Here is a 26,811-nt window from a genome sequence, read left to right on the forward strand (position 1 = left end):
CTGGGCATCTGTCACGGGGGGCGGATGCACAAAGTCAAGAATGAGGCGAAGGCGCCCGGTCAGATTGACGAGGGCGCCTTTTGCGCTGCCTACCGCGAGTTCTCACCGGCTGTGCTGAGTTACCTGCGGGCACGCGACGTGGAGGATCCGGAAGGGATGACGCAGGAGGTCTTCCTGGCCCTCTACCCGCAGCTCGGGCAGGTGCGCGGAGGGCCAAGGGGGCTGAAGAACCTGGTCTTTTCCATCGCGCACGCCCGGTACGTGGACGAGCACCGACGCCGCGTCAGGGCCCCTGTCACCACCGATTACGACGCCGACGCGGACCCACGCTGTGCCGCGTCCGCCGAGGAGCAGGTGCTGGCGGCGGAGAGTTCGGCCAACGTCAACGAACTGCTCGGCACGCTGCAGCAGGACCAGCAGGAGGTCCTGGTCCTGAGGATCATCGCGGACCTCTCCCTCGAGGCAACGGCGGAGATCATGGGCAAGACCCCGGGTGCCATCAAGCAACTTCAACGCCGGGCGCTGTGCCGGCTCAGGAAACTCCGTTCCTCATGGAAAGAGGGTGCGTCATGACTAATGGGGACAGAAAGCGTGAAGCACGCCGGTTCGCCGACGAGCGCTGCGTGGACGGGCTGCTCGCCGAGTCGGGCATTACGGACGACGCCGAGCTGCGGGCCATGCTGCTGGAGATGCGCAGCCTTCGGGTTACTGAGGTGCCGGAGCCTTCTCCGGAGGTGGCCGCGCTGATGGGACAGTCCGCCCCAGCCGACGTGATCAGCCTGGCGGACTGGCCCCGCAGGAACCGGCGGAAGAAGCGCGCCGTCTTCACATCGCTGGCTGTGGCGGCCTCCCTCGGAATCGCCGGCGGCGCGGCCGCCGGGAACGACGGCCTGCGCAGCCAGGCAGAAGGAACCATCAGGGCCATCTTCAGTTCCTTCACCAACCCACTCGAACCAACACCGACGACGCCGGCCCCCGCCTCGCCGGCGAAGTCACCAGAACCCGCACCCGCCGTCGTTCCCTCCCCCGCCGGAACGGCGGCGGCTCCCGCAGCCCCGGCACCTGTTTCAGTTCCGACGGCGGAACCTACCGCCGGTGACCGGCCGACAGCCTCCACTGCGCCGAGGCACGGACGGGCGCCGCAGAACGGCGGCACGGGTTCAGCGACGCCGCGGAACAGCGGCAAGCCGACCGTCCCCGGCGCCTCCCGCGGGAACGGCAGTCCGTCCCGGGCAAACCGGTCAGCGACGGACGGGAAACGCGGCAACGGAAACGCGAAAGGCCAGGTACGGAACGACGGCGGCAGCCGAAACGACAGGTCCGGGCAACTGGAAACCCTGCAGGATGCCGGCGAGCCCAACAACGGCGCGTCTCAGGGCTACCGGCGGTAGGCCGCCGTCGACCTTGACCCGTCTTCCCCACACCCGGAGCGGGCGCGGGATAATGGAAGCATGACCGATCGCGATCACGACGAGGATCTGTGGCAGGAGTTCGACCGGCTCCCTCCCGCGGAACCCGACCGCGTCCGGGGACTGCCCGGCGGACAGCCGCAGGGCTTTGGCTTCCGCACCGGCGTGCGCAGTGCAAGGGTGGCCCTCGGGTTTGCCGTCTACGCCCTGGCGCTTGGAACCGTTCTGGTCCTCACCGGCGCCGTCTTCTTTATCAGCCGCGGGCAATGGCTGCTGCTGGGGCTGATGGTGCTCACCGAGACCATCTTTATCTTTGCGTTCAGCCGCCTGGCGCGGCTGGCACGCAACCGGCGCCTGGGCCAGTAGGCTGCCTGCCGCCGGACCTCTTGCCCGGCCCAGTTACATCGGGAGTCTGGGATGGATGGCTTTATCGCCTATCTGGACACATCCGAGGTCCGGGCTGGAAAGCTTGACGAACTCAAGGCGGCCATGGCGGAGCTGGCCGCCTTCGTGGAGGTGAATGAGCCCAGGATTCTCGCCTACCGCGTCTACATCTCCGCGGACGGTTCCACGATGAGCGTCCTGCACTTTCATCCGGACGTGGCGTCATTGGAGTTTCACATGCAGGTGGCGGGGCCCAAATTCTCGCCCATTGCCCCGTTTATTAAGATGCGGTCGATCGAGGTATTTGGCCGCCCGACCGAGGAGCTCGTCGCACAGCTGCACGCCAAGGCGAGGCTCTTAGGCGACGCCGCCGTCATTGTCCGGGACCTCCACGCCGGGTTTGACCGCCTGCCACAGGACTAAGTCCGCTCCCGGCCGGCGGCCTTGCCGGTCACCGCGAACCCGGCCCCCGGATGATCCGCCGCTCGGTGGCCACGGCGATGGCTGCCGTGCGGTTGTCCACGCCGAGCTTCCCGTAGATGTGCACCAGGTGTGTTTTCACCGTGGCCTCGGAAATGAACATTTCCTTGGCGATGGCACGGTTGGACAGCCCCGTGGCCAGCCGCTCGAGCAGCTGGACCTCGCGCGGTGTGAGAGCCGGGGCGGGGCTGCTGATCCGGCCCATGAGCAGCGCGGCGACCCTCGGCGCGAGCGCCGTTTCCCCGGCCGCGGCGGCGATGACGGCCTGCCGGATCTGCTCCGGCGGCGCGTCCTTCAGCATGTAGCCGCTGGCACCGGCCTCAACGGCGGCGAGGATATCCGCATCCGTGTCATAGGTGGTCAGGATGAGCACCGGCGGCGCCTGATCGAGCAGCCGGATTTTCGACGTCGCGGTCACGCCGTCCATGCCGGCGCCCATCTGCAGGTCCATGAGCACCACGTCCACCCGCTCACCCAGCGCGTTGAGGCGCTCTAATTCCTGCAGCGCCGCGTCCCCGTGGGCGGCCTCTGCCGCCACGGAGATCCCCTCGAATTCCGTGAGCATGGCCCGAAGGCCGGCCCGTACCACGGGATGGTCGTCTACCAAGAGCACCCGGATCTCGCCCTTCACGCCAGCTCCTCCGGACCGTTCGGGGCAGCGTCCAGCGAACCGTCCAGCGGCAGCCGGACCGCCACGACTGTTCCCTCGCCCGGTGCCGACTCCACGTCGAGCGAGCCGCCCAGCACGGCCACCCGCTCCCGCAGCGAGCGCAGTCCGAAGCCGCGCCCGTCCGGCCGGCCGTCCGTGCTCCCGTCTGTCGTCCCGTCCTCCACTGGCCGCACCGCGGCAGGGTCGAAGCCAATGCCGTCGTCGAAAATGTCCAGGGTCACCTCGTTGCCGAGGAACGACAGGGTGACCACCGCCGTCCCCGCGTGGGCGTGCTCCCGCACGTTGGCCAGGCTCGCCTGCGCGGCCCGCAGCAGCGTCACCGTGTAGGGCTGCGGCAGCTCCGCCGGCCCGTCCTCCACCTCCAGCCGGCACCGCAGACCCGAGCCCCGGGCGGCGGCGAGCGCCTCGGTTTCGCTGCAGAGCCGGCGCAGTGCTTCGACCAGGGAGGATTCCTGCAGCTGGGGTGAGGCGAGGCCGCGCACGAAGTGCCGCGCCTCCGCCAGGTTGTCCGCGGCGGTCTGCTGCACCAGGGCCAGGTGCTCTCCGGCGGTGGCGGCATCGCCGTCGTGCAGTGATTTCTCGGCGGCGCGGGCCACCAGCAGGATGCTGGACAGGCCCTGTGCGAGGGTGTCATGGATCTCCCGGGCGAGCCGTTCCCGCTCAGCCAGCACACCGGCGTCGTGCTGGGTTTTGGCCAGGTCCGCGCGGGTGCGCCGCAGCTCATCGGCGGCGCGGCGCTGGTTCTCGGCGTCCCGATACAGCGCGCGGTATGCCAGCCCCGTCACCACGGAGAAGGCCGCGCCCACTGCGGGCCCCAGCACGATGGCCACGTGCGGGGCGGCCTGCCCGCTGGCCGCCCACTGGGAGGCGATCACCGCCGCCGTCAGCAGCGCGATGGTGGCCAGGGCCACGGGCCGCGGCAGGACGTGCAGATGGAGGAAGAACAGCGGGAACGCCAGCCAGGAAAAGTCGGCGCTGCAGGCCAGCAGCACCACCCACAGCACTGTGACGATCCCCAGCCACAGCACCGCGTACCGCCGGGGATCGAAGCCGGATTTGCCCGCGGCGAAACGCTTCTCCAGCAGGGTGCCGGCCAGGTAGACCCCCGCCAACACCGCGGCAACCGCGGCCCACCAGTACCGGCTGCCGTTAGCACCGCCGCCCGTCAGCTGCCCCAGGGTGGCCACCCCGAGCAGGACGGCGAAGCCGACGTGGAGAGTGACCCGCAGGAAGAGCAGGATCGCGGGGCCGGACGGCGGGGCAGACATTGTTCCAGCTTATGCCGCGGCGTTGTGGGCCGGATCAACCGATCGGTTGACTCCGGCATCAACCGTCCTTCCTGCGCGGATCATCCTTCTCCCCCATGCTGGCAGCCGGTTCAAACCGGAGAGTGGATACAGGGGTCTTTCCGACCCGCCGCCCATCAACCGAAAGAAGTGCCATCGTGTTTCTTGCCCTCCGCGACATCCGCTTTGCCAAGGGCCGCTTCGCCCTCATGGGCGGCGTCGTCGCCCTGATTACGCTGCTCCTGGTCATGCTCTCCGGGCTTACGGCCGGACTTGGCGACCAGTCGACGTCGGCCATCGCCAAGCTGGGCACCGGTTCTGGCGGCGCGTCCAAGCCGGTGGACACCATCGTCTTCGGTGCCCCCGGCACGGGCGAACCCACGGCGTCCTACACCGACAGCTCCGTCACCGCAGCGCAGCTGGACAAGTGGAGGCGCGTCCCCGGCGTGGAAAGCGCCGAAGCCGTGGGGATCAGCCAGTCCCGCCTGCAGGCGGGCGGGTCAGGATCCGCCGCGGGCGGCACGGCGAACGTCGCCGTCTTCGGTGTGGCGGACGACGGCGGGCTGGCGCCGGCCGCCGTCGCCCCCGGCACCGTGGTGGTCGGCAGCACTCTGGCCAGGGACCTCGCGCTCAGCGTGGGCGACATGGTTAGCGTCGGCGGCAGGGACCTTACCGTCAGTGCTGTGGTCGAGGACCAGTGGTACTCCCATACCAGCGTGGTCTGGACGGCACTTCCCGACTGGTCCCGGCTGGCACACGTCACGGATCCGCAGCAGCTGGGAACGGTCCTAGCCGTCACGTACCGGGACGGCAGCAGCGTGGACGAGTCCGCGGCGAACGCCGCAGCCCGTACCGTTTCCGCGTCCCGCACCGGCTCCTTCCAGGCCCTGGGCTCCTACAAGAGCGAGAACGGCTCGCTAATGCTGATGCAGGCCTTCCTCTACGGCATCTCCGCGCTGGTGATCGTGGCCTTCCTGACCGTGTGGACAGTGCAGCGCACCCGCGACGTCGCGGTCCTGAAAGCCCTGGGCGGCTCCGGCTCCTACGTCCTGCGGGACGCTCTCACGCAGGCCGCGATCGTCCTGTTAGCCGGCGCCGGCACCGGCGGCGCGCTCGGCGTCCTGGGCGGTGCCTTCGCCGCCACGGCCGCGCCGTTCCTGCTGACGCCTGCCACCACGCTGCTTCCGGTGCTCGGGATCGTGGTCCTCGGTCTGGCGGGTGCCGTGCTGGCCGTCCGTCGCGTCGCGAAGGTGGACGCGCTGATCGCCCTCGGCGGCAACTAGCGCCGCCCGACCTCAGTCTCTTTCCGCCTACTCCGCAAAGGAAACCACAGCATGTCCTCCACGTTCCCCGCCTACCCTGCCGCCGCCGTCGTACCTTTCGGCTCCGGTCCCCTCCCCCTGAACCTGGCCAACGTCACACTTGAGTACCCCGACGGCGACGGCACGGTCAAGGCCCTCGACTCCGTCAGCCTCGCGGTGCGGGCCGGCCAGATGGTCTCGCTCGTGGGGCCGTCCGGTTCCGGCAAGTCGAGCCTGCTGGCCGTCGCCGCCACGTTGACGCGTCCCACGGCCGGCCTGGTGAGCATCGGCAGCACCGACGCCACCGCCCTGCCGGACAGGGAACTCACGGCCATGCGGCGCGACAGCGTGGGCATCATCTTCCAGCAGCCCAACCTGCTCGCCTCCCTCACCGCCGCCGAGCAGCTCATCATCGGCGACCACCTGCGCCGGAAACCCCTCAAGGCCGCGCGCCGGAAGGCGGCCGAGCTGCTCGATTTGGTCGGGCTCGCCTCGAGCGCGGACAAGCGGCCGCACCAGCTGTCAGGCGGCCAGCGCCAGCGCGTCAACATCGCGCGTGCCCTGATGGGCAAACCCAGCGTGCTGCTGGTGGATGAGCCGACGGCGGCCCTGGACCACGAACGCAGCGAATCGATCGTCCGGCTGCTGCGCAGGGTCACCGACGAATTCCGGGTGGCGACGGTGATGGTCACCCACGACACCGAGTTCGTGCCGCTCACCGACGCGGTCGCCACGATGCGGGACGGCAGGCTCAGCGCGCCGGTGGCGCCGGTGCGGTGAGCGGGCGGCGGCGGACGACGGCGGGATGCACCGCCGTCGTCCTCTGTCTGTTTCCTGGTTAGTGGTCGTCGGACGCCGGGTCCGTACCGCCCGCTGACACCAGCGGTCCCAGCATCAGACTTCCCGGCTTGAACTCCTCACCGCATTCCGCGCACAGGACCAGCGGCTTCAGGTCAGCCCCGCAACTGTGCTTGTAGGAGGCACGGGGCGTCTCGTCGCGCATCCATGTGCTGCTCCACGCCGCGAGGGAAATAAGAATGGGCGCGACTTCGGCTCCGGAAGTTGTGAGGTGGTATTCGTAGCGCGCGGGGCGCTCGGAGTACTGGACGCGCTCGATCACGCCACGGCTTTCGAGTGTGCGGAGCCGGCCCGTCAGGATGTCGCGGGACGCGCCGGTATTGCGGGCGATCTGGTCGAACCGGTGAACGCCCAGCGACATCTCACGCAGCGCCAGCAGCGCCCACCGCTCCCCCAAAACGTCCAGCCCCGCCGCGATGAAACACGCTCTCGGCGCATCGAGTGCCTTATCCGTCGGCCGATCCATCATTCACCTGCTTTCGCTGCTCTCACCCAAGTATACATGTCAGTTGGAAAATCCAACCGACTCCGCTAATCTGATGTTCTGGGGCCGCGACAAGCGCGTCCTCGCCTTATTTGAGATCAGGAGAACCCATGACGCAGCTATCTGGCGCCGTCGTCCTTGTCACCGGTGCGAACGGAGGGCTGGGCCGCGAGCTCGTGGAACAGGCCCTCGCCCGGGGTGCTGCGAAGGTGTACGCGACAGCCCGCCGCCCGCAAGTGTGGAACGACTCCCGGATCGTCCCCCTCGCCCTCGACATCACCAACGCCGACTCGATCCGGGCCGCCGTTTCCCAGGCACCGGACGTCACGGTGCTGATCAACAACGCCGGCATGAGCGTCGAATCGGACACTTTCCTGGCACTCTCCGACGGGGAGTTCCGCGAGGTAATGGAGACCAACTTCTTCGGACCGGTCGCCCTGACCAGGGCATTCGCGCCGGTGCTCGCCGCCAGCGGGACATCAGCGGTCCTGAACATCCACTCGGTGCTCAGCTGGATCGCGCTCACCGGCGCCTACAGCGCATCCAAGGCCGCTCTGTGGTCGGCCACCAACTCGTTCCGCGTGGAACTGGCTCCCCACGGCACGCAGGTCACGGGGGTGCACGTCGGCTACATGGACACCGCCATGGCCAAGGGAGTGAATGCCCCGAAAACCTCCCCCGAGGAAGTCGCGCGGAAGTCTTTCGACGGGCTCGAGCAGGGTGACTACGAGGTTATCGTGGACGACATCAGCGCCGGTGTGAAGCTCGGCCTGTCTGGTCCGATTTCGGATCTGTACCCCGCGTTGGCGGCCAATGCGCCGGCATGACCTCAACGAACCCCTGCAAAGAACCTGAGGAGGAAACCCCGGTGTCATCCAACGCCTCGGCGGAACGCTCGGCAACGTTCACCTGGACGGATCCGGCCATCGCGCTCGAACAGCTGCCACGATTGTCGGGGCTGGACTACTTTTCCGGCCTCCGCGACGGCAGCATTGCGCCGCCACCGATCGCTTCCCTGATGAATTTCGACCTCATTGATGCTGAATACGGACACGTCGAGTTCCAGTGCGAGCCGGGAGAAGCCCACTACAACCCGCTCGGAATGGTGCATGGCGGCCTGGCGTGCACGCTGCTCGACACGGTACTCGGCTGCGCAGCACACACCACTCTCGAAGCAGGGATCGGCTACACCTCCATCGACCTGGCGGTTAAGTACCTACGGCCCATCACGCTCCGGAAGGGTGCTCTTCGCGCTGAAGGGTCAGTCGTGAAAACCGGCTCGCGCGTGATTTTCACCGAAGGCCGCCTCAGCACCGCCGACGGTGAACTCCTCGCCACCGCCACGAGCACGCTGCTCATCTTCCCCCACCAACCAGGCGGACCGACGAGATGACTGATACTGCAGCTGCTGTTGCCCTGACGCCTGCCGCTCAGGATCCCGCCCTGCCCCCGGCTGCCCCTTCGGGAATGCCGGCGCTGAGCCGCTTCGGCATTCCCCTGGGCCTTGCCGGCCTCGGCGGCGGCTGGTCCGCAGCGAGGAGCACACTCGGATCCCAGGTGTGGCCGGAGGAAATCCTGTACGGAGCGGCCGGCTCTCTGTGGCTGATCCTGACCGCCATGTACGTGTCCCGGGGTCTTCGCCGGAAAGGAGCATTCCGCGCCGACCTGCGACACGAAGTGGCAGGGCCTTTCGCATCCTTCATCCCGTTAGTGGGAATCCTGCTCTCGTCCCACTACAGCCAGTACCTGCCGCCCTGGGGCGCCTGGCTGTGCATGGCTTTCATCGCCGCCCTGGCCATCGTCGCTGCCCAGCTCCTCGCCCACTGGGTCACCGGCGGCGTATCCATGCAGTCCATTCATCCCGGCTACCTGTTGCCTGTCGTGGCCGGTTCTTTTGTTGCCAGCATCGGATTCTCAAGCATCCATGCCCATGGTGCGGCCGTCGCCGCGTTTGGCATTGGCGCGTTCTTCTGGCTGGTCGTAGGAACCGTCGTCACCGTCCGCCTAATGACAGGCGGCGAGCTGCCGGCAGCCGCCAAGACCGGACTGTCCGCCTATCTGGCCGCGCCCGCAACCGCCAACATCGCCTGGATGGTGTCACATCCAGGACCCATGGGGGCAGTCCAGCTGGGTCTGACGGGCGTGCTGCTGATCATGGTGCTGCTGCAGGTCATGCTGCTCCCCGAGTACCGCAAGCTTCCCTTCACCCAAATGTTCTGGGTGTTCACGTTTCCCGTCGGTGCAACCACGAACTATGCCATCCGCTGGCTTGCGGCGACCGACCTCCCCGGCCGGGAAATTTACGCCTGGACGGTTCTCGGCCTCGCAACGGCCTTTACTCTGGCCATTGCCGCCCGCACCGCGCCGGCAGCTACCGCTGGCCCAAACTAGCCGCTCGATGGGCCCGGCAGGAGTCCTCATTTTTCGGAGAGGACTGGGGCTGGCGTCGAGAACTGCCGGCGGGCATGTGATCTTGGGCCAACGTTGATTCAGTCTTGAGCCAATCTTGAGAATGCCTGTCGCAAAGGGATTTCAGTGCTTAACGTTTGGAGCAGAAAGGTCGGCCATCCAGCAGTACCGCTTGGATTTGAAGGAATCGACCCGATGGCCAGCCACGCAACGACAGACAAAACGGTCATGCTTGGCGAATATGACTCCCGTCGGATATCCTCAGCGGAAAAATCGTGCGGTCACAGCTTGGCCCACACCGAGCTGGGGGACAGCGCGTGACAATATCTTCATCGGGCCTGCCTGGGGCAGGCCGCCGCGCGATTGCGGCTTTTTGCGTCTTTCTGGGACTGCTGACGTTTCTCTCACCCATCCCGCCAGCCGCTGCCGAGGAGCCGGTCAGCACCGGGGCGGAGGCCCCGACCCCTGCGACCTCAGTGGATTTAGCGGGCAACCTGGTGGTTGGGTCCATGGTGGACGCGACCTTTTCGGGAACAGCACCGGCCGGTAAGTTGAGCTACCAGTATCTGCGTGATGGCGAGGCCCAGGTGCCCGCAACCGCGTGGTCTTACTACCGCCTCAGTGAAGCGGACTTCGGTAAGCGCATCTCCGTCCGGGTCACCGTTACGAATCCTGACTCTGATCCGCAGATCCTGACGTCTAAGGAAACGGAGCCCGTCCTTGGCTACATCACCGGATCGGTGGCTCCCAATACCAGGCCGGTCTTGGGAACCGAACTTAGCCTGACGGTCTGGACCACCTATTCCCGGCCTGCCCTGGTCGACCCTATGATCACAACAAACTGGTTCCGGAACGGGATACCCATTGCCGATGCGGCAGACCGCTACACAGTGGCCGAGGCAGACGTTGGGGCGGAGATCACCGCCCAGGCAACAGTCTCCCAACCGGGCTACCAGGGCTGGACCGGATCGGCTAGCTTCGGCACTGTCATCCGCGGCTATATCCAGCCGGCCTCCGCACCGGTCATCACCATGGGCACCGGCACGCAGACACCTTACGCCGCATACCCCGGGCAAGTGCTCAAGGCCTCCGCTCCGGCTGTCACCACAAGGGCTTCCACCCCCTTCGCTCCGGCACCGGCCTCTGTGACCTACGCCTATCAGTGGCAGGCCGAGGGGACCCGGGGCATCGGCTCCATCGCCGGAGCCACGGGCTCCACGTACACCGTGCGCACCGAGGACGTTGGCAAACGCATTGGCGTCTACGTGACGCCGGTCTCCGCCAACTTTGTCGGCGTCGCAATGACGAGCGAACGCTGGGTGTACGCCTTTGGCAAGTTTGCCGCCATGAGCGCCCCCACCATCAAGGGCACGGCACTGGCCGGTCAGCTGCTCACGGCCGTCCCCGGGCCGGTCCCAACACCGTCCCCGGATACGGTGAGCTACTACTGGTACCGCGACGGGGGCCAGATCAGTGGTCCTAGCCCGGACCCCACCTACCGCCTCAACACAGCGGACGCCGGCCACAAGATCACCGCTCGGGTCCAGTATGAAAAGACCAACTACGACGGCGGCCTTAGCCCTGCCTCAGCGGCTGTCGCCCCGCCGGGCTATTTCAATTTGGGTGCCACTCCCCTGATCATCGGCACCGCAGCGACAGGCTACACGGTGAGTGCCCGCACCAGCCCGACAAGTCCCACAGCCACTGCCGTCGCGTACCAGTGGTACCGGGACGGCAAGCCGATCTCCCTGGCAACAGGTACGTCCTACAGGCTCACCGCCGCAGACCAGTTACACCAGATCACTTTCAGGGTCACGTTCAAGCGCGCAGGCACGGTCAATGCCACCCAGACCTCCCGAGCGATCAGCCCACTCGCCGTGTTTACCAAGCTGCCCAGCCCGGTCGTTAGCGGAGCAACATTCCGGGGGTCGTTCACCGCCGGACAGACTCTGAGGGCGTCCACGGCTCTGCCCTACCCTGCCCCCACGTCAATCAGCTGGCAGTGGCAGCGCGACGGCCGCCCCATCGCAGGAGCAACGACCTCGTCGTACCGGCTGACCGCGGGAGACCGGGACAAGTTCATCCGGGTAATTGCCACCTACAGGCGGGTCAACTACCTGAACACCGCCAGGGCCTCTGCCTCGCGCTGGGTGTGGGGGCCAACCTCGCTCTGAAGCTAATGGCGACGGCGATTGCCGCCGTCGTTCCCCTACGCCGCTTTCCGCTCCCGCCACAGCAGCGACACGACGAACGTCACTGCGCTCAGGGCCAGCATCACCAGCACCACGCGGCCCCAGTTCTCCTGGTTGACGCCGGTACGGTAGAAGATGCCGATCATCACAGTCGCGCTGATGGCGCCGACGTACCGGCAGGTCTGGAAAATCCCGGCGGCCACGCCCCTGTCCTCCGGCGCGGCCGACAGGTACAGCCCCTGGTTGGAGGCGATGCTGACCGACCCGTACGGCACGCCCATCAGGGCGGTCAGCACCAGCACCAGCGGGACGAAGAACGACGCCGTCAGGAGCCAGAGTGCCGCTGCCGCCACCGCCAGAAGTACGACGCCGGCCAGCAGCACCCGCCGTACGCCGTACCTGTCGATCGCCTTCACGGCGAGCGGGGTGATGACCACCGACATGGCGGCCAGCGGCAGCATCAGCACGCCCACCAGGCCGGGGTTGTAGCCGGCGGCTTCCTGCAGCAGCTGCGGCAGCCCGAAGAACGCGAAGTAGTACACGCCGCTGAACACCGTGAAGCCCAGGTACACCAGGAGCAGCGGCCGGTTCCTGCCAAGCAGCCGCAGGTCCAGGAAGGGCCTGTCGAAACGCAGTTCCCTCCAAGCGAACAGCAACGCCAGGACCATAGCGCCAACGAGCAGCCACCAGCGGTAGCCCGGCAGCGCGTTCAGTAGCCCCATGAGCAGCAGCACCATGCCGCCGACGAACGCAAGGATGCCCGGGATGTCCGAGTCGCGCAGCAGAGTGGCGATGCTCCCTTGCTCCCTCCGTTCGTCCGCGGGCGCCACCTTCCGCACAATCAGCAGCGCGGCCAAGGCCAGCGGCACGTTGATCAGGAACAGCGCCTGCCAGCCGACAAGGCTCACGAGCAGCCCGCCGACCACCGGCCCTACCGCCGCCCCGGAGGTGTTGGCCATCTGGATGCGGCCGAGGGGCCTCGTTGACGTCGTGTCCGCCAGCCGCGCCAGGGCGCCGACCATGACGACGGCGCTCGGGTACGCCGTCGCCGTCCCTAAGGCCATGAGCGCCCGGGCGATGCAAACGAACACGAAGTTCGGCGAGAACGGCGCCAGCGCGCACGACACGACCACCAGTCCCATGCCCAGCATGAAGAGTTTCCGCGGACCGAACCTGTCGGCCAGCCTGCCCATCAGGGGCTGGCCCGCTGCCGAGGTGATGTAGAAGGCGGTGATCACCCAGGTGACAGTGGCAACGTCGAGCCGGAAGTCTTCACGCAGCACCACGAGCGCGACGGCGATCATGGACGAGTTCAGCGGGTTCAGCGCTGTGCCCAAGCTGAGTCCGGCCACGGCGAGGCCGGTGCGGTGGCGGGTTTGGTTGACGGCACGGGGAGAGTTGCTCACGGCAACAGTCTTCCGCATCCTGCCGTTCGGCGACGAACTCCTTGTGCGGCCACGCCATGTCCGTCTCGAACGCAGTTAATGTTCATAATGACCAAGTGATCAAATTCATCAGGGTCCTCCACGAAATACTGATCGTAGCGGGCTACATCGCCATTACGATGCTTTCCCTAATAATCAGCGAAAACGGAAAGCCGCCGCTGGGACTCGGTATCTTGTTGGCCGCCACCGCCCTGATGGCGTTGCTATTCATCCTCACAGTGACCGTGAATCGCAGGCACCGGAGGGCGGCGCGTTCGGCCGAGATCGCGAACTCTGCCGCCGCCTCCGGACGCACCAAGACTTATAGTGCTCACGTCTCCGAATCGTACGAACACGATGCCCATACCGTCTGGTCATTGATCCGGCCGGCCGAGAGCGCGGTGCTGCTGTCCGATGTGCAAAAGGCATTCACGGTTCCGGGCACGCCGCTCGGCGTTGGGGAACAACAATGCTTTATACGGCGCGACGGTTCGGTGTCCATCATGGAAGTCATCGGTGAGGAGGGCCCATGGTGGTCTACAACCCGGTCGATCGCGCCGGGCGAAACGAATAATCGTTCCACCTACCGGATCGAACCGACAGCTTCTGGGTGCACTCTGACTGTAAGCGCCATTGTCGAGCTGCCTGTAAACGCAGAAATTGCGGGTGGTGCTGACGAATGGTGGCAGTCGCAAATGAGGCCATATCTGACACGGGTTAAGGAAGTTTTGTCGGCCCGACAGGCGTAGCCTCCCAGGACGCTTAGGCCGTCATTATTTTGCTTCACCCGGACATTTCCTACTCCGCAGGGGTTACCGACGATCGGTGCTGGTGCAGGGTCTCCTGATAGTCCTCATCGGACCTTTCGTCCCGGGGTTCATCGTAGGGATAGCCACCAGGAAGCGCCCCCTTGGCAAGGCCGCGCAGGACCAAGTGATGCAGCGAGGTTTGACCGTCAGGCACGACGGCGGACATGGTGGCCGATGCCGGACTATGAATTTTGGCGGTTGCCATCTGGTCGATGCCGGACGCGCTGGCCGCGCCAAGGAAAATGACTGCCAAAGCTGCCATGTCTGGCGTAACCGCCGTTCTCCAAAGCCCCATTGATTGATCGTTGCCCACGAACATGAAGGCAGCGACAAAAGGCCCTTTGAAGAGGCTGTGAACGAGCTCTCGATCGTCTAGCAGATACGCGCAGGAGCCTCGCTTACATCCTTTGCGTGGGAAAATGGAGCAAGGACAACTGTCACGGCGTCGGACCCGGCACCGGCACGTCCCGCTCAAAAGACCAGGAGGGGATCCTGATGGACCCCACCACCATTACCGTTGTTACTGTCCTCGTCGTACTGCTGCTCATCGTTGCGAAAATGTCGATCCGGATCGTGCGTCAATATGAGAAAGGCGTGCTCTTCCGCCTCGGCAGGGTCGCCGGAGTCAGGGATCCCGGCCTGCAACTGATCATCCCTGTCATCGACCGGCTGCCGCTGGTGAGCCTGCGGATCGTGACCATGCCCATCCAGTCCCAGGGCATCATCACCCAGGACAACGTGAGCGTCGACGTCTCAGCGGTTGCCTACTATCGGGTGGTCGACGCGGTGAAGTCCGTCGTCGCAATCGAAAACGTGGCCGCTGCCATCGACCAGATCGCCCAGACGACCCTGCGGAAAGTCGTCGGCCAACACACCCTTGACCAGACTTTGTCCGAGACAGGACGAATCAACGTCGACATCCGTGAAATCCTCGACGTGCTCACCGTCGAATGGGGCGTAGAAGTCACCCTGGTGGAGCTCAAGGACATCCAGCTGCCCGAAAGCATGAAGCGCGCCATGGCCCGCCAGGCTGAAGCCGAACGCGAAAAGAGGGCGAAGATCATCGCCGCCGAAGGCGAAGCCATCGCCGCAGCGGCCCTCGGAGACGCCTCCGACACCATGATGGCCCACCCGCTGGCCCTGCAGCTAAGGAACCTGCAGTCCTTGGTCGAAATGGGCGTCGACAAGAACACCACAGTCGTCTTCCCCGCCCCGCTGATGAGCACCATCGGTGAACTCTCGGCGTTCCTTGCCCGCGAAAACCTGGCCGCGGCAGCCTCCAGCGACAAAACGCCCATCAAAGCGGCATAACCTCCCAGCAGATAGACCCCCACCCGTCAGCCGGCGGCGCGAAAAGCCGCCATCATGCTCTGCCCTATCCCAGCCGCCGCTGCCGGAACATCGGAAACTGCTCCCGCACCCGTGCCACGGTGGACAAAGAAACGTCCACCGCCCGCACGCCCGGCTCCAGCCCAAGGTCGGCCTCAACGTACCCCATCGGGTCCACCAGCAGGCTCCGCCCGACGGACACCGTCGGAGCCTGGCACACGCCGGCCACATACACGCTGTTCTCGATCGCCCGCGCCGCATTCAAAGCCAGCCACTGCTCCGTCTTGTGTGTGCCCGGCACCCAGGACGAGCAGACCAGCAGCACCTGCGCGCCGGCGTCGGCCAGGGACCGGGCCAGCTCCGGGAACCGCAGGTCGTAGCAGGTCATCAGCCCGAACCGCGCTCCCCCGGCCTCGAACACCACGGGCTCGGTGGACGGCCCTGGCTTGATAAAAAGCGACTCCCCGAAGCCCTGCGCGTCGAACAGGTGGATCTTCCGGTACACGGCCAGCCGGGCGCCCGAGGAATCAAACGCCACCAGCGTGTTGTACGCCCGGCCCTCCTCCTCGGACGTTTCCACCACGCCCGCCACCAGCGCGATCCCGTGGCGGGCGGCGGTGGCCGCGAGCTCCCGGCAGACCGGGCCGTCCAGCGGCTCGGCCACCGCCGGGAACGAGGCGTCCACGATCTTCTTCTCGTACGTGGCGTACTCCGGGAAGGCCACCAGCGTGGCACCGTCACCGGCCGCCAAAGCCGCGAACCGGTCGATCGCGGCCAGGTTCGCCGCGACGTCCGTGCCGGACTCCAGCTGCCCGAGGGCTATCCTCACCTCAGTTCTCCCGTCCCGTAATCCAACACAAAACCTAGGCGGCGGCCTCCGCGGTGGCCTTCTCCGTCGTCGTCATTTCCGGCGGCGCGGCGCGGAAGCCGCGCGTGATCAGCGCCAGCACCACGATGCCAAGGGCCAGCCAGCTCAGTCCCAGCGTAATGGCGTTGCTGTCCAGCTGGGAGAGCAGGTAGGCGCAGACGACGGCGCCCACCGCCGGCACCGCCACGTATGAAACAAAGTTCAACTGCTCCCCCGCCCGGCGCCGGCGCACGTAGTGGAACACCACGGAAACGTTCACCAGCGTGAAGGCGGTGAAGGCACCGAAGTTGATGAACGACGTCGACGTGGCCACGTCCAGGAAGATCGCGATCAGGCCCACGATGCCGGTGACCACCAGGTTCACCACGGGCGTGTGGTAGTTCGCGCTGAGCCGGCCGAAGATGGCTTTGGGCAGGACCGAGTCGCGGCCCATGGCGTAGATCAGGCGGGAGGCGCTGGCCTGCGCGGCGAGGCCGGAGGCGAACTGCGCCACCACCAGGCCGGCGAGGAACACCGCGCCAAACACCTGCCCGCCGATCTGCAGCGCGATGGCACTGGCCGCGGACGCCGAGTCGTCGAACACGCCGCCCGGGTGCACCAGCTGGGTGACGTAGGAAACGGCCACGAAGATGCCGCCGCCGATCAGCGCGATGAGCATGATGGCCCGTGGCACGTTCCGGCGCGGGTCCACGGTTTCCTCGGTGAGGGTGGTGACGGCGTCGAACCCCAGGAACGAGTACGCCGCGATGGCCGCACCCGCGGAGATGGTGGCGAAGCTGGAGGTGCCGTTGAAGAACGGCTCCGTGCTGGCCAGGCCGCCCGCGCCGGAGGCGGACACCACGTTGCCGATGGCCAGCACCACGAAGAACACGATCACCAGCAGCTGGAACGCCATCAGCACATAGTTGGCCTTGTCCGCCACCTTGATGCCCAGGATGTTCAGCACCGTGGTGATGAGGATGAAGCCGACAATCCACAGCCACATGGGCACGCCCGGGAACTGCGCGCTCAGGTAGGAGCTGCCGATCAGCCAGATCACCATGGGCAAGAACAGGTAGTCCAGCAGGATCGCCCAGCCCACCAGGAACCCCACCCGGGGATCGATGGAGCGGCGCACGTACGTGTACGCGGAGCCGGCCACCGGGTAGGCGACGGCCATCCGTCCGTAGCTGTGGGCGGTGAACAGCATGGCCACCATCGCCACGAGGTAGGCCGACGGCGCCGCCCCGCCCGTGGTCTCGGCGATCAGGCCGAAGATGGCCAGGACAATCAGCGGGGTCAGGTATGCCAGGCCGAACAGCACCAGCGACGGCAGCTTCAGCGTGCGGGTCAGAGTTGTAGTCAAGGGTGGTTCCTTAGGCGTTGAAAGTGGGGGGCGTCCAGGTCAGCGGATTGATCCGGCCCTGGTAGACGGGAAGTTCGACGGCGGCCTCGCCGTCCCGGAACTGGGACCAGGGACGGTTGAGGTTCTCCGTCCCGTGGGTGCGGACGTGCCCGACGGCGGCCAGGTCCAGGTCCGCTGCCAGCAGCACCTCGGCGTCGTCCCCGGCTTCGGCGATGGTGTTGCCCTCGGGGTCGACGATGATGCTCCTGCCCTGGCCGGTGGGGCCGGCGCAGTTGACGCTGACCACGAACACCTGGTTCACGATGGCGTTCGCCCTGGCCAGCACCAGCTCCTGCCGGCGGTCCGGGGTGGTGGTCTTGACGACGTTGAGGATCACCTCGGCGCCCATCCACGCGAGCTGGCGGGAGACCTCCGGGTACCAGGCGTCGTAGCAGATGTTCAGGCCCACGCGCCCGATGCCGGCCAGGTCCACGGTGGTGAACCGGTCGCCGGGGTCGTAGGGCTCGAAGGGGCGCCAAGGGAAGATCTTCCGGTAGTAGCCGGCCAGCTCCCCCTCCGGCGACAGGACCAGCTGCGTGTTGAACAGCTGGCCTTCCGGGCCGCGCTCGCAGACGCTGCCCGGGACCAGCCAGATGCCCAGGTCCGCGGCGAGCTCCTTCAGCTCCTTGATCCGCGGCCCGTCGAGCGGCTCCGCCGAGTCCTGCAGCGCTTCGGTGCGCTGCCCGTCGCCGAACAGGTGGAGCTCCGGGAAGACCACGAGCTTGCTGTCCGGTTTGGTCCTGAGGGCAGCCGTGACCTCGTCCGCGAAGGCCGAAACGGGTTCGCCGATGAGCCGTGGCCGGGCCTGGGCAGCGATAAGGGGAAGGATGCGTGGCATAGGTTTGTCTCCGCGTTGGGGTGTGATCTGCACTATATTAGATCAGAATGATCCAATTATGGGAAGGGGCGACGGATGGGCCGTAAAGTAGCGGATATGACCCGTCAGTTGGAGGACACCGCCTCCCCCATCGGTACTTCGCGAATCGGTTCCGGCGCACTGGCCGGCATCGACCGCCGCAGCGCCATCGACGCCGTGCGGCTGCGCATCGGCATGGCCATTTCGCTGGGATTGCTGAAGCCCGGCGAGCGCCTTCCCGACCAGGAGGACGTGGCGTTGGGCCTGTCGGTCAGTCCGATCACCGCCCGCCGCGCGCTGGCGAGCCTCGCGGACCAGGGTGTGGTGGTGCGCCGCCGCGGCCGAGCCGGAGGAACGTTCGTAGCAGACGAGCCGCCGCGGGCCGTGCTGGCCGAACTGACCGCGTCGCCGGCCGAGTCCCAGGCGGTGAACCGGCTGGTGGACCGGCGGCTGCTGTTCGAATGCGCGGTGACCCACTACGCCGCCGCCAACGCCACGGCAGAGCAACTGGACGAGCTGGAGCGGCTGACCCGGGAGATGGCCGAGTCCACGGACTGGTCCGCCTATCATCAGGCGGACGAGCAGTTCCACCAGCTGGTGGGGACAGCCTCATGCCTGGGGACCGCCGTCGGGGTTTATCACGAGACGCTGGCCGAGCTCTATGCCTACTTCATCCCCTACCCCATCGAGCTGCTGCACAAATCGAACTGCGACCATGTGGAGCTGGTGGCGGCGCTGCGCGCCGGAGACGGGGACACCGCCGTCGAAATCTCACGGAAGCACGTGGACATCCTGCACCGGACCATGTTCATGGGGCTGGCCGACGGCGGTGCTGCCGCCGGCTGACGTGGCCGAGCTGGCTCACTGCGGCGGCTGGCCTCTTTCCCGGCCGGACCCCCCGGCGGATCATTAGCTATGGCTACGGGGACAGCGCCGTTCGACGCCGGCGGCAACGGGGAGACACCTGGGCACCCAGACGCGGAGCGGCCGCCGGACCACGTGGTTGTCTTCGTGCACGGCATGGGGAAGGCGCTGAAGGGCGGCACGCTGCAGGAATGGGCGCAGCCGCTCATGCAGAGCCTGTACGACCTGTCCGTCGACGTCGCCGGAGACAACGAGGACCCGCCGCTCACCATTGACCAGGCCCACGCCGTGGGCGAAGCGCCTGAAGTGGTGGTCAGCGTTCTGCGCGACTACACCAGCGACCGCCAGCCGGACTACGTGCGCATCCTCATGACCGAGGCTTCCTGGGGATCCGACTTCACGCCCGCCAATGCCACGTCCACCTACTGGTGGGCGTTTGCCACAGCCTGGCTGGTCTACGACCGGTTCCTGGAACTGGTCTTTTGGAACCTCTACCCCGGCGAGCGCAATCCCCGCAGCCTGAAGTGGCTGGTGAAGCGCGTCATCCAGGTGGGCCTGTACGCGGCCGTTGCTGTCCTTGGCATCTTCCTCCTGGTCGCCGCGCTGCTGGTGCTGCTGGTCCTCGTCATCCTGGCCCAGGTGCCCGGCGCCCGGCGGTGGCTGGGCAAACTCGTGACGCTGTTCGCGGATTTCCTCGGCGACCCCGAGGTCTGGAAGCGCAAGCCCCTGCAGGCTGCCGCCATGCGGCAGCGGGTGAGCGACACTTTGCTGCGCTGGGACCACGCATCCGGCGTCGATGTCACCGTCGTGGCGCACAGCCAGGGTGCGGCCATCTCCGGCCAGCTGCTCTTCCAGAACGCGGGCAGGGCCCGGGCAACCAACTTCGTCAGCGTCGGCAGCGGCCTGAGCCTGCTGGGCTACGCCGAATGGGGCGGCCGTAGCGAGGACCCCGTGGCCGACTGGCTCGCCAACGCACCCAAGACCCGGTGGATCAACGTGTGGGGAAAGTTCGACTTCGTTCCTGCCGGCCCCATCGGCACAAAGGCCTTGGGGGACGACCCGGTCTTCAGGAAAATCTATGACCGGAAGAGCGCCGGCACCGGCGGTCCCGGCCCCGAGGAACATCCCGTGTACAACCGGTCCGCCCTGATCAAGGACCACATCACGTATTCGAAGAACCGCATCGAAGTGATCGACCCGCTCGCCTCGCTGGTCCTGCTTCCCGCCAGGCCCCAAGGGCAGGTTCAGTTCGGGCCCGATCCCGGCGACAGGCGCCTCCGGCCGCACCGGGTCATGGTCAAGAGCCTCGGCGTCACCAGGCTCCTCGGAGCCATCAGCGGTCTTTTGGCAGCTCCTGCCGTGCTGTCCTGGCTGGGGTCGCGGCCCTGGGCAAGGACCCTCGTGCAGTGCGGGCCTCCGGGCGCCGGCCAGGACCCGTGGTGGTCCTCGTGGCTGTGCTCCGGGAGCCGCTATGACTGGTCCCCCCCGCCGTCGCCGGACTGGTGGATCCTTGGCCTCGTGTCACTGTTGCTTGCCGGAGCGCTTATCAGCTTTCTCAACGGTCCCGTCTGGGGGATCCTTCACGGCCTGCTGGAGCGGCGCCGCCGGCCGCCGCGCCGGCGGATCGACGACAGGGTGGCCCATCTTCGGGGGCTGCTGGAACAGATGCGGGGGCGGCAGGCCACCGCGAACACGGACCAGCGGGTCGGCCGTCCCGCCGGCAGTCCCTGGGTGAAGGTTGCCGCCTACCTGGTCACTGCCTTCGTCCTTGCCGTCGCGGTTCCCGTTGCCGTTCTCCGGCCCAGTCCGTTCTGGCTCGCCGTGTATGCATTGTCCTCGGCGCTTTGGGCGTTTTGTTTCACCGGCACCGGAATCAGGCCCCTGGCGGCCCGGTACTCAGACAGCCCCCTCTCCCAGTCTGCCTGTCAACCGCCGGTCAGGCGACGCAGCCGCCCAGAATGATCTGGCCGTCAATGCCCTTGATCTTGTTCTGGACAGCGCCGAGCTGGTCTTCAAGGCCGAGGACAACTGTCCGCTGGGCCGTGATGGCCGCCTTGTTCTGCTTCTTCTGCGCCTCAAGCCCGCGCAGCACGGTTTGGGCGTCGGTGAGCTGCTGGTCGAGCGTGGTCAGTTGCGCCTGCAGCGTCTTCAGTTGGGCTTCGGTCGCGCTGATTTGATTGTTCAGGCTGTCCAACTGGGCCAGGAGCGGGGCAACCCGGTTCTGCAGGTCGAGGACTTCGGCCTCCTTGGCGGAAATCTGGGAGTTGAGTCCGGCGAGGGTGGCGACCAAGCCATCCAGCTGCGAATTCAGGGCGGCGATATCGGCCTTTTTCGCGTCGACCGCTGCATTGGCCGACGTCACGGCGTCCTGCAACCCGGGCAGCTGGGCGTTCAGCGCTGCGATTTCGGCCCCCTTCGCGTCCACGGCCTGATTGGCCAGTGCCAGCGCGGCTTGGGTCCGTGCCAGCTCAGTCTTAAGTCCGTCGAGCACCGTCTTCTGATCGGCTATGGCCTGTTGGGCCGCGGCTACGCCTTCCGTGAGGCCGGGCAGCGCCGCCTCCAGGTCGGTGACAACCTTTTCCTGCGCAGTGACCGCCTGATCGGCGGTGGCGACGGCGGCCTGCAGGGCCGGAAGCTGGCCCTTCAGGGTTGCCAGTTCCCCTTGCTTGGCCGTGACTGCGGAGTTCGCAGCAGTCACCGCGTCCTGGAGACCGGGAAGTTGGCCCTGCAGGGTGGTGATTTCGGCTTGCTTGGCCGCTACGGCATTGTTCGCGGCGGTCAGGGATGCCTGGAGCGGGGCCGCCTGCTGCTGCAGGGCGCTGCTTTCCTGCTGCTTGGTCTGGAGCTGGGTGTTCAAGGCATTGACCTGGGTCTGGAGCGTGGCCAGGTCGCCGGACAGCCCTGCAATCACCGTGTTCTTGTCCGTGATCTGGGCGTTTACCGCATTAAGTTGTCCCTGCTTCACGTCACGCTCGGCGATGAGGTCGCGCTTCAATTTCGAATTGCCGTTGATGCCGGCGATCTGGGTATTCAGGGCGGCGATCTGGCTTACCAGCGTGGCCTGCTGCGACTGCAGGGCAGCCAAGTCGCTCTGGGCCGTGGAGAGGGCTGCCTGTTTGGCCGCGATCTGAGTATTGAGGGTATTGATCTGGGATTCCAGCCCGGCGATGTCTGCCGCGGCCTGGTCAATCGCGGCGGCGTTCGCTGCGACGGCATCCGCGGCCGCCTTGGCATTCGCCTGCAGTGTTGCCAGTTCGGCCTGCGCCTGGCTGATCTGCGCGTTCTTGGCCGCGAGCGCGTCAGCTGCCTGGCTGGCAGCTGACTGCAGTGCCGCAAGCTCGCTCTGTGCCTGGGTGACCTCGGCATTCTTCGCGGCCACCGCCGCGGCCGCCTGCTCCGCCTCAGTCTGGAGGCTGGCAAGCACGGACTTTGCTGCGGCCACCTTCTCCTTTTGGGCGTCGAGCTCGGCCTGCGCTGCCGAACCGGCAGCCTCCAGCCGCGCGAGCTCGGCCTCGGCGTCGCTGACGGACTGTGCCGCCGAGGTGACCGCCGACGCCGCCGCCGTGGCGGCATCAGTGAGCTTTGCAAGGTCGGCTTCCGCCGTGGCGATCTCGGCCTTCTTTGCCCCGAGGGCATCGGTGGCTGACTTCGCGGCGGCCTCCAGCGCCGCCTGCTCCCCCTGGGCGGTCTTGATCTGGTCTTCCTTGGCCGAGATGTCTGACTGAAGGGCTTGGGCCTGGCCCGTCAACTGCTTGGCGTCGGCTTGCGCAGCGGCAAGCTGGTCCAAGAGAGGCGTCAGCTGGTTCTCGACGTCGTTCCGCTGCTCCTCGAGGTCCGCCAACTTCGCGGACGCGTCGGCTGCCGCAGCGGCGGCGGACGTTTGCTCGGCCTGAAGGGCGGCAAGGGCATCGTTGGCAGTCTTGAGGTCGCCGTCGAGCTTCGCCTCTTGCGCTTCCATGCCCGCGATGGCGGCGCTATCCGCATTGATTTGCTGCTGGAGGTCCGCCGCGGTCCCCTGCAGTGCTGCCCGGTCAGTCTTGAGCGAGGCGATCAGCTCGGCATTCTTGCGGGCAGCGGCCCTGAGCAGGTTCTCCTGCACCGTGCCCCGGTGGGCGGTCTGGTTCACCACCCCGTTGCAGATCGCTGCCGGTGCCGGAGCGGCAGCTGCGGTGGCGGGCGGAGTGAAGACCAGCATTCCCGTGACGATTCCCGGCAGGACCACAGCGGCCGCGAGCCGCCCCGTGCGGGAAAGCGAACGTGTGCTGGCAACGGAAGAACGTGGGCTGCGCATGAGGACCCCCTGTGACGAAATGTATGGATGCGGTCGCCGCCAACCGCCGCGGAAGGCCAATGTATCGGCCGCCCTACTGGGAAGGCACTGGGTGGACGTACCCGACTTTTGCCGCGCAGCTACTTAATTTCCCGGCGAAAGGATGGCCGCTACTCGAGTAGCGGTTGGAGAGACATGCTGAAAACCTGCGCTGCCCCGCAGTGCCCTGGCAAGCGCATTTCCCCTGCACACGCGCGGTTTTCAGGAGTAGGCTGTGGTCGTCGGCAGGATTACTGCGACTCCTGCCGCGAGGCCGGCTCTCCACCTGAAGAGCCGGTAACCAGCGTGAAAGGGAGACAAATGACTACCGCTTCACATCCCGCCCACCACCACGCATTGGGGTTGTCCCTTCACAACACCGCTTTGGGTCTTGGTGTGGTTTTCCTGCTGGTCGGCATCCTCGGGTTCATCCCGGGAATCACCACCAACTATGGCGCCATGAGCTTCGCCGGACATGACTCCGGGGCCATGCTGCTGGGAGTGTTCCAGGTGTCCGTGCTGCACAACATCGTCCATATGCTGTTCGGCGCGGCCGGCATTGCAATGGCCCGGACCGCCTCGGCGGCCCGCTGGTTCCTGCTTGGCGGCGGCGCCGTCTACATCGTGCTGTGGATCTACGGCCTGCTCATTGACATGGACGGGAACGCCAACTTTGTCCCGTTCAACACTGCCGACAACTGGCTGCACCTGATCCTCGGCCTCGCGATGGTCGGCCTGGGCCTCTGGCTCGGCAGGGATGCCATGGAAAGGACGCGGGGAACCGCCACACCATAGCGCGGACCCACGGTCCTGAATTAACCAACGACGGCGGCCGTCCCCTATTGGGGGCGGCCGCCGTGTTTGTCTGCGGGTGCTGGTACAACTCATTGCATGACCAAAGCACCCAGTCCCGTCTTCGATGACGACGGCGGCGGCCCCCAAACGTTCGGTCAGGCCTTACGCCTGGCGCTGCGTCCGCCGTCGTGCACTGAATCGCGGTGGAGGTCAGGGTCCAGTCCGTGGCCGTCGGCGAGCTGCGCGAGCAGAAGCTCAAACTGGGCGGCCTGTTCACCCGAAAGCGGCGCCAGCAGCTCCTTTTCATGCTTTTCGGCGATCCCACGCAAGTCATGCAGCACCCGCTGGCCCGCGTCGGTGAGGTGGAGTTCGTAGTTCCGCCGGTCGGTGCTGCTGCGAACCCTTTCCACCAGCCCGCGCTCCTGCAGGGAGTCGATGAGGGATACGACCCGGCTGGGGACGGCACCCAGCCTTTCAGCAAGCGAGCGCTGGCTCAATCCAGGTGCACGGCCAAGCAGGCGGATGACACCGGCGTCGCTCGGCGTAAGGCCGATCTCACGGGTGCGCTCGGCAAAACGGGACGCCGCCAGGGCGCCAAGCTGCGACAAGAGAAATGCTGTCCGTTTCGGCCGCCCGGGCGTGGCTGGGTTCATGGGTCCAGAATACATCCTTGACAGAATGATTCTGTAGATGAACCATTTTAGTAGTGATGCAATTCGGGTTCGTGAGGAGCCCGGCCGCAGCGGAAGGGTTCAGCCATGAGTAACCGTCCAATCCCAAATGAACACCAAACCCGTTCGGGCGGCCCCCATCCGGGGGTTCTCGCCGTTGTCAGCCTGGGCATTTTCCTTGCCGGCCTCATCACCTCCGCCATCCTCACGAACGGCCAAACGTTCGTTTCCCCGTTCGCCCCGGCCGATCAGGTGGCCACGTTCTTTCGGCAGAACATTGCCGCGGCGAGGGTGGGCGGCATGCTCCTATTCGGCTCTGCCGTGCCGTTGGGAATCTACGCGGCCACCGTCTATGCTCGACTGCTCCGGCTTGGTGTGCGCGTTCCCGGACCGGCGATCGGCTTCTTCGGCGGCATCAGCGCCGCCATCTTCCTCATGTTCTCGGGTTCCGTAACCTGGGTGCTGAGCCGGCCCGAGATCACCACGGACGCCACACTCACGCACGCACTCTCCCTCCTCGCATTCATCACAGGAGGCGCCGGCTTCGTCATCGGACTGGGCTTGCTCGTGGCTGGGATCGCGGTCCCGTCACTGATCCTGCGGTTCATGCCGCGGTGGCTGGCCTGGACCGGCCTCGCCATCGCCGCCCTGTCCGAACTGAGCTTCCTCTCGATGGCGATCGAACCGCTCCAGTTCCTCCTGCCAATCGGCCGCTTCGGCGGGCTCCTCTGGCTGATCGCCGCCGGCTTCCTGCTGCCGCGCAATCGGGCTGCAGCGAACCAGGAGCCGCGAACGCAGGGAACGGCAAGGCGATGACGACGGCCGCCTCAGCGCTGCCAGCGACTTCCTGATGGATCCCGGCAGGAGTTCAAGCCCGCGCTGATGCTACAGGTAGTCGCCGGCATGTTCGCGCGCGATTTCCAGCAGGGTGGAGTGGAAAGCAACCTCTGCCGGGGCATAGACCTTGTCCTGGCGCTGGGCCAGCAGTACCCGCCGCAAGGGCGCGGCCGAGCCGAGACTGATGACCCTGACGTCCGGGTGCTGCAGCGCCACAGCGGTTTTGGGCACCATGGCCACGCCCATCCCGACGCTCACCATCGCCTGGGCTTCCTGGTAGTCGTTGGCCAGGAAACCAATGGTCGGTTCGAACCCGGCCGCATGGGCTGAGCGCTGCAGCACCTCCACCACGGGATGGGCCTCGGCCCGCACGATCCACGATTCCTTCCGGAGCTCCTCCATGCGGATCTCCTCGCGGTCAGCCAGCGGGTGCCCGCGGGACACCAGGAGGACGGTGCTTTCCTGGAAGACCTCCGTGATCCGGATCGAATCATCATGAAAGCGGTTCCAGGGGTAGTCCCAGAGCAGGCACAGCCCGGTGACCCCCGACTGCAGGTCGTCAACAAGCTCCTCGAACCGCGCGCTGCGCAGGGAGAGGCCAATGGCCGGATACCTCTTCTTGAAGGCACGGATGACAATCGGCATGAACGAACCCGCGAGAGTCGGAAACGTCCCCACGGTCAGGGAACCGCGTTTCAGTCCGGCGATTTGGTCCAGGTCGGACTGGGCTGCCCGCATCTGCCCGACGATCTTGCGCGCGTGGCCGGCGAGCACCTGGCCAGCCTCCGTGGGGACCACCCCGCGGGAACGGCGGTTGAGGAGAGGCTGCCCCACTTCCTGCTCGAGCTTCCGCAGCTGCTGGGAGACCGCCGAGGGCGTATACAGCATCAGTTCGGCCGCCGCAGTGATCGATCCCTGCTCGACGACCTCCACCAGCAGGGCCAGCCGCCGGATATCGAATAATTCCTGGGCTTCATCGTTAACCACTTCTTCACCCTTCTCCTCCAATGGTTCATTCTATGCAACCGGCACGCGATTCGCCGGAACTGGCGGCTCAGACCGGCCACCCACGGGCGCTTTCATTGGGTCTTCAGCCTTTGAAACTCAATGAATGAAGAAATACTACATAGGTCAACAGAAATCCAACATTGTCTTCATTTGTGATCTGGCTCAATCTCGAATCAAGGCTCCG

General features: G+C 66.4%; 27 protein-coding genes. 16 read left to right on the top strand and 11 right to left on the bottom strand.

Annotated features, from left to right (window positions below; translation table 11 throughout):
* The first annotated feature begins 24 nt into the window (after positions 1 to 24).
* Genes R5O87_RS08345 through R5O87_RS08360 form a run of 4 tightly spaced genes read left to right on the top strand, consistent with a single transcriptional unit; the run spans position 25 to position 2,216 of the window.
* On the top strand, positions 25 to 573 hold the full coding sequence (locus R5O87_RS08345; RefSeq protein WP_410554469.1) for an RNA polymerase sigma factor: 549 nt from the start codon (positions 25 to 27) through the stop codon (positions 571 to 573).
* Positions 570 to 1,391 (top strand): hypothetical protein, encoded by an 822-nt coding sequence (locus R5O87_RS08350; RefSeq protein WP_410554470.1) that lies wholly within the window; start codon positions 570 to 572, stop codon positions 1,389 to 1,391. Before R5O87_RS08345 ends, R5O87_RS08350 begins: the two co-directional genes overlap by 4 nt.
* A gap of 60 nt (positions 1,392 to 1,451) precedes the next feature.
* Entirely contained in the window at positions 1,452 to 1,775 is a 324-nt protein-coding gene (locus R5O87_RS08355) for a hypothetical protein (protein WP_410554471.1), read from the top strand.
* A gap of 51 nt (positions 1,776 to 1,826) precedes the next feature.
* Positions 1,827 to 2,216, top strand: a complete 390-nt coding sequence (locus tag R5O87_RS08360; protein ID WP_410554472.1) for a hypothetical protein — start codon at positions 1,827 to 1,829, stop codon at positions 2,214 to 2,216.
* A gap of 28 nt (positions 2,217 to 2,244) precedes the next feature.
* Here R5O87_RS08360 and R5O87_RS08365 read toward each other — a convergent pair whose 3' ends face one another.
* A complete protein-coding gene (locus tag R5O87_RS08365; protein WP_410554473.1) occupies positions 2,245 to 2,904 on the bottom strand; it encodes a response regulator in 660 nt (219 codons plus the stop codon).
* Positions 2,901 to 4,211 carry a sensor histidine kinase gene (locus R5O87_RS08370; protein WP_410554475.1) on the bottom strand — a complete coding sequence of 437 codons (1,311 nt, stop codon included), beginning with the start codon at positions 4,209 to 4,211 and terminating at the stop codon, positions 2,901 to 2,903. Before R5O87_RS08370 ends, R5O87_RS08365 begins: the two co-directional genes overlap by 4 nt.
* 176 nt (positions 4,212 to 4,387) lie before the next feature.
* Between R5O87_RS08370 and R5O87_RS08375 the strand changes: the two genes are divergently transcribed.
* Entirely contained in the window at positions 4,388 to 5,512 is a 1,125-nt protein-coding gene (locus R5O87_RS08375; protein WP_410554476.1) for an ABC transporter permease, read from the top strand.
* Between the two features lie 51 nt (positions 5,513 to 5,563).
* Positions 5,564 to 6,310, top strand: coding sequence for an ABC transporter ATP-binding protein (locus tag R5O87_RS08380; RefSeq protein WP_410554477.1), 747 nt, complete (start codon positions 5,564 to 5,566; stop codon positions 6,308 to 6,310).
* Between the two features lie 58 nt (positions 6,311 to 6,368).
* Here R5O87_RS08380 and R5O87_RS08385 read toward each other — a convergent pair whose 3' ends face one another.
* Complete coding sequence (locus R5O87_RS08385) at positions 6,369 to 6,857, bottom strand: winged helix-turn-helix transcriptional regulator (RefSeq protein WP_410554478.1); 489 nt, start codon at positions 6,855 to 6,857, stop codon at positions 6,369 to 6,371.
* Between the two features lie 125 nt (positions 6,858 to 6,982).
* Here R5O87_RS08385 and R5O87_RS08390 point away from each other — a divergent pair, with 125 nt between their 5' ends.
* The 4 genes from R5O87_RS08390 (at position 6,983) to R5O87_RS08405 (ending at position 11,455) form a co-directional block, all read left to right on the top strand.
* Positions 6,983 to 7,699 carry an SDR family oxidoreductase gene (locus R5O87_RS08390; protein WP_410554479.1) on the top strand — a complete coding sequence of 239 codons (717 nt, stop codon included), beginning with the start codon at positions 6,983 to 6,985 and terminating at the stop codon, positions 7,697 to 7,699.
* Positions 7,696 to 8,265, top strand: a complete 570-nt coding sequence (locus R5O87_RS08395; protein ID WP_462836416.1) for a PaaI family thioesterase — start codon at positions 7,696 to 7,698, stop codon at positions 8,263 to 8,265. The genes R5O87_RS08390 and R5O87_RS08395 overlap by 4 nt, the downstream gene beginning before the upstream one ends.
* A complete protein-coding gene (locus R5O87_RS08400; protein WP_410554481.1) occupies positions 8,262 to 9,263 on the top strand; it encodes an SLAC1 family transporter in 1,002 nt (333 codons plus the stop codon). The genes R5O87_RS08395 and R5O87_RS08400 overlap by 4 nt, the downstream gene beginning before the upstream one ends.
* Before the next feature lie 527 nt (positions 9,264 to 9,790).
* Positions 9,791 to 11,455, top strand: coding sequence for a hypothetical protein (locus R5O87_RS08405; protein WP_410554482.1), 1,665 nt, complete (start codon positions 9,791 to 9,793; stop codon positions 11,453 to 11,455).
* Between the two features lie 35 nt (positions 11,456 to 11,490).
* Here R5O87_RS08405 and R5O87_RS08410 read toward each other — a convergent pair whose 3' ends face one another.
* A complete protein-coding gene (locus R5O87_RS08410) occupies positions 11,491 to 12,897 on the bottom strand; it encodes an MFS transporter (protein WP_410554483.1) in 1,407 nt (468 codons plus the stop codon).
* Positions 12,898 to 12,974: 77 nt separating this feature from the next.
* Between R5O87_RS08410 and R5O87_RS08415 the strand changes: the two genes are divergently transcribed.
* Positions 12,975 to 13,646: a hypothetical protein gene (locus R5O87_RS08415; RefSeq protein WP_410554484.1), complete on the top strand. Its 672-nt coding sequence runs from the start codon at positions 12,975 to 12,977 to the stop codon at positions 13,644 to 13,646.
* Positions 13,647 to 13,695: 49 nt separating this feature from the next.
* On the opposite strand, the gene R5O87_RS08420 is transcribed toward R5O87_RS08415, so the two are convergent.
* On the bottom strand, positions 13,696 to 13,968 hold the full coding sequence (locus R5O87_RS08420) for a hypothetical protein (protein ID WP_410554485.1): 273 nt from the start codon (positions 13,966 to 13,968) through the stop codon (positions 13,696 to 13,698).
* Between the two features lie 233 nt (positions 13,969 to 14,201).
* Here R5O87_RS08420 and R5O87_RS08425 point away from each other — a divergent pair, with 233 nt between their 5' ends.
* Positions 14,202 to 15,017, top strand: coding sequence for an SPFH domain-containing protein (locus R5O87_RS08425; protein ID WP_410554486.1), 816 nt, complete (start codon positions 14,202 to 14,204; stop codon positions 15,015 to 15,017).
* Positions 15,018 to 15,081: 64 nt separating this feature from the next.
* Here R5O87_RS08425 and R5O87_RS08430 read toward each other — a convergent pair whose 3' ends face one another.
* The 3 genes from R5O87_RS08430 to R5O87_RS08440 are packed head-to-tail and all read right to left on the bottom strand — an operon-like array spanning position 15,082 to position 18,125.
* Positions 15,082 to 15,864 (bottom strand): carbon-nitrogen hydrolase family protein, encoded by a 783-nt coding sequence (locus R5O87_RS08430; RefSeq protein WP_410554487.1) that lies wholly within the window; start codon positions 15,862 to 15,864, stop codon positions 15,082 to 15,084.
* Positions 15,865 to 15,898: 34 nt separating this feature from the next.
* Positions 15,899 to 17,248 (bottom strand): APC family permease, encoded by a 1,350-nt coding sequence (locus R5O87_RS08435; RefSeq protein ID WP_410554488.1) that lies wholly within the window; start codon positions 17,246 to 17,248, stop codon positions 15,899 to 15,901.
* Positions 17,249 to 17,258: 10 nt separating this feature from the next.
* Positions 17,259 to 18,125 carry a carbon-nitrogen hydrolase family protein gene (locus R5O87_RS08440; protein WP_410554490.1) on the bottom strand — a complete coding sequence of 289 codons (867 nt, stop codon included), beginning with the start codon at positions 18,123 to 18,125 and terminating at the stop codon, positions 17,259 to 17,261.
* A 96-nt stretch (positions 18,126 to 18,221) separates the two neighbouring features.
* Between R5O87_RS08440 and R5O87_RS08445 the strand changes: the two genes are divergently transcribed.
* Entirely contained in the window at positions 18,222 to 18,989 is a 768-nt protein-coding gene (locus R5O87_RS08445; protein WP_410554491.1) for a FadR/GntR family transcriptional regulator, read from the top strand.
* A 69-nt stretch (positions 18,990 to 19,058) separates the two neighbouring features.
* Positions 19,059 to 20,969 carry a hypothetical protein gene (locus R5O87_RS08450; RefSeq protein WP_410554492.1) on the top strand — a complete coding sequence of 637 codons (1,911 nt, stop codon included), beginning with the start codon at positions 19,059 to 19,061 and terminating at the stop codon, positions 20,967 to 20,969.
* Here R5O87_RS08450 and R5O87_RS08455 read toward each other — a convergent pair.
* Complete coding sequence (locus R5O87_RS08455; RefSeq protein ID WP_410554493.1) at positions 20,944 to 23,298, bottom strand: coiled-coil domain-containing protein; 2,355 nt, start codon at positions 23,296 to 23,298, stop codon at positions 20,944 to 20,946. The genes R5O87_RS08450 and R5O87_RS08455 overlap by 26 nt on opposite strands.
* Before the next feature lie 339 nt (positions 23,299 to 23,637).
* Between R5O87_RS08455 and R5O87_RS08460 the strand changes: the two genes are divergently transcribed.
* On the top strand, positions 23,638 to 24,111 hold the full coding sequence (locus R5O87_RS08460) for a DUF4383 domain-containing protein (RefSeq protein ID WP_410554494.1): 474 nt from the start codon (positions 23,638 to 23,640) through the stop codon (positions 24,109 to 24,111).
* A gap of 155 nt (positions 24,112 to 24,266) precedes the next feature.
* Here R5O87_RS08460 and R5O87_RS08465 read toward each other — a convergent pair whose 3' ends face one another.
* On the bottom strand, positions 24,267 to 24,719 hold the full coding sequence (locus tag R5O87_RS08465) for a MarR family winged helix-turn-helix transcriptional regulator (protein WP_410554495.1): 453 nt from the start codon (positions 24,717 to 24,719) through the stop codon (positions 24,267 to 24,269).
* 150 nt (positions 24,720 to 24,869) lie between these two features.
* Here R5O87_RS08465 and R5O87_RS08470 point away from each other — a divergent pair, with 150 nt between their 5' ends.
* Positions 24,870 to 25,598: a hypothetical protein gene (locus tag R5O87_RS08470; RefSeq protein WP_410554496.1), complete on the top strand. Its 729-nt coding sequence runs from the start codon at positions 24,870 to 24,872 to the stop codon at positions 25,596 to 25,598.
* 69 nt (positions 25,599 to 25,667) lie between these two features.
* Here the strand turns inward: R5O87_RS08470 and R5O87_RS08475 are convergent, their stop codons facing one another.
* Positions 25,668 to 26,606 carry a LysR family transcriptional regulator gene (locus R5O87_RS08475; RefSeq protein WP_410554497.1) on the bottom strand — a complete coding sequence of 313 codons (939 nt, stop codon included), beginning with the start codon at positions 26,604 to 26,606 and terminating at the stop codon, positions 25,668 to 25,670.
* Positions 26,607 to 26,811 lie beyond the last annotated feature (205 nt).

The sequence above is a fragment of the Arthrobacter globiformis genome (assembly GCF_046536215.2).
GTDB classification, from domain to species: Bacteria; Actinomycetota; Actinomycetes; order Actinomycetales; family Micrococcaceae; genus Arthrobacter; species Arthrobacter globiformis_E.

Excerpts from the sequence above, each read along its gene's own strand:
- R5O87_RS08410 (WP_410554483.1), bottom strand. The coding sequence starts at position 12,897 with ATGCGGAAGACTGTTGCCGTGAGCAACTCTCCCCGTGCCGTCAACCAA.
- R5O87_RS08460 (WP_410554494.1), top strand. The coding sequence starts at position 23,638 with ATGACTACCGCTTCACATCCCGCCCACCACCACGCATTGGGGTTGTCC.
- R5O87_RS08380 (WP_410554477.1), top strand. The coding sequence starts at position 5,564 with ATGTCCTCCACGTTCCCCGCCTACCCTGCCGCCGCCGTCGTACCTTTC.
- R5O87_RS08400 (WP_410554481.1), top strand. The coding sequence starts at position 8,262 with ATGACTGATACTGCAGCTGCTGTTGCCCTGACGCCTGCCGCTCAGGAT.
- R5O87_RS08390 (WP_410554479.1), top strand. The coding sequence starts at position 6,983 with ATGACGCAGCTATCTGGCGCCGTCGTCCTTGTCACCGGTGCGAACGGA.
- R5O87_RS08450 (WP_410554492.1), top strand. The coding sequence starts at position 19,059 with ATGGCTACGGGGACAGCGCCGTTCGACGCCGGCGGCAACGGGGAGACA.
- R5O87_RS08385 (WP_410554478.1), bottom strand. The coding sequence starts at position 6,857 with ATGATGGATCGGCCGACGGATAAGGCACTCGATGCGCCGAGAGCGTGT.
- R5O87_RS08395 (WP_462836416.1), top strand. The coding sequence starts at position 7,696 with ATGACCTCAACGAACCCCTGCAAAGAACCTGAGGAGGAAACCCCGGTG.
- R5O87_RS08360 (WP_410554472.1), top strand. The coding sequence starts at position 1,827 with ATGGATGGCTTTATCGCCTATCTGGACACATCCGAGGTCCGGGCTGGA.
- R5O87_RS08355 (WP_410554471.1), top strand. The coding sequence starts at position 1,452 with ATGACCGATCGCGATCACGACGAGGATCTGTGGCAGGAGTTCGACCGG.
- R5O87_RS08420 (WP_410554485.1), bottom strand. The coding sequence starts at position 13,968 with ATGGCAGCTTTGGCAGTCATTTTCCTTGGCGCGGCCAGCGCGTCCGGC.
- R5O87_RS08350 (WP_410554470.1), top strand. The coding sequence starts at position 570 with ATGACTAATGGGGACAGAAAGCGTGAAGCACGCCGGTTCGCCGACGAG.
- R5O87_RS08425 (WP_410554486.1), top strand. The coding sequence starts at position 14,202 with ATGGACCCCACCACCATTACCGTTGTTACTGTCCTCGTCGTACTGCTG.
- R5O87_RS08470 (WP_410554496.1), top strand. The coding sequence starts at position 24,870 with ATGAGTAACCGTCCAATCCCAAATGAACACCAAACCCGTTCGGGCGGC.
- R5O87_RS08440 (WP_410554490.1), bottom strand. The coding sequence starts at position 18,125 with ATGCCACGCATCCTTCCCCTTATCGCTGCCCAGGCCCGGCCACGGCTC.
- R5O87_RS08455 (WP_410554493.1), bottom strand. The coding sequence starts at position 23,298 with ATGCGCAGCCCACGTTCTTCCGTTGCCAGCACACGTTCGCTTTCCCGC.
- R5O87_RS08405 (WP_410554482.1), top strand. The coding sequence starts at position 9,791 with ATGGTGGACGCGACCTTTTCGGGAACAGCACCGGCCGGTAAGTTGAGC.
- R5O87_RS08445 (WP_410554491.1), top strand. The coding sequence starts at position 18,222 with ATGACCCGTCAGTTGGAGGACACCGCCTCCCCCATCGGTACTTCGCGA.
- R5O87_RS08345 (WP_410554469.1), top strand. The coding sequence starts at position 25 with ATGCACAAAGTCAAGAATGAGGCGAAGGCGCCCGGTCAGATTGACGAG.
- R5O87_RS08370 (WP_410554475.1), bottom strand. The coding sequence starts at position 4,211 with ATGTCTGCCCCGCCGTCCGGCCCCGCGATCCTGCTCTTCCTGCGGGTC.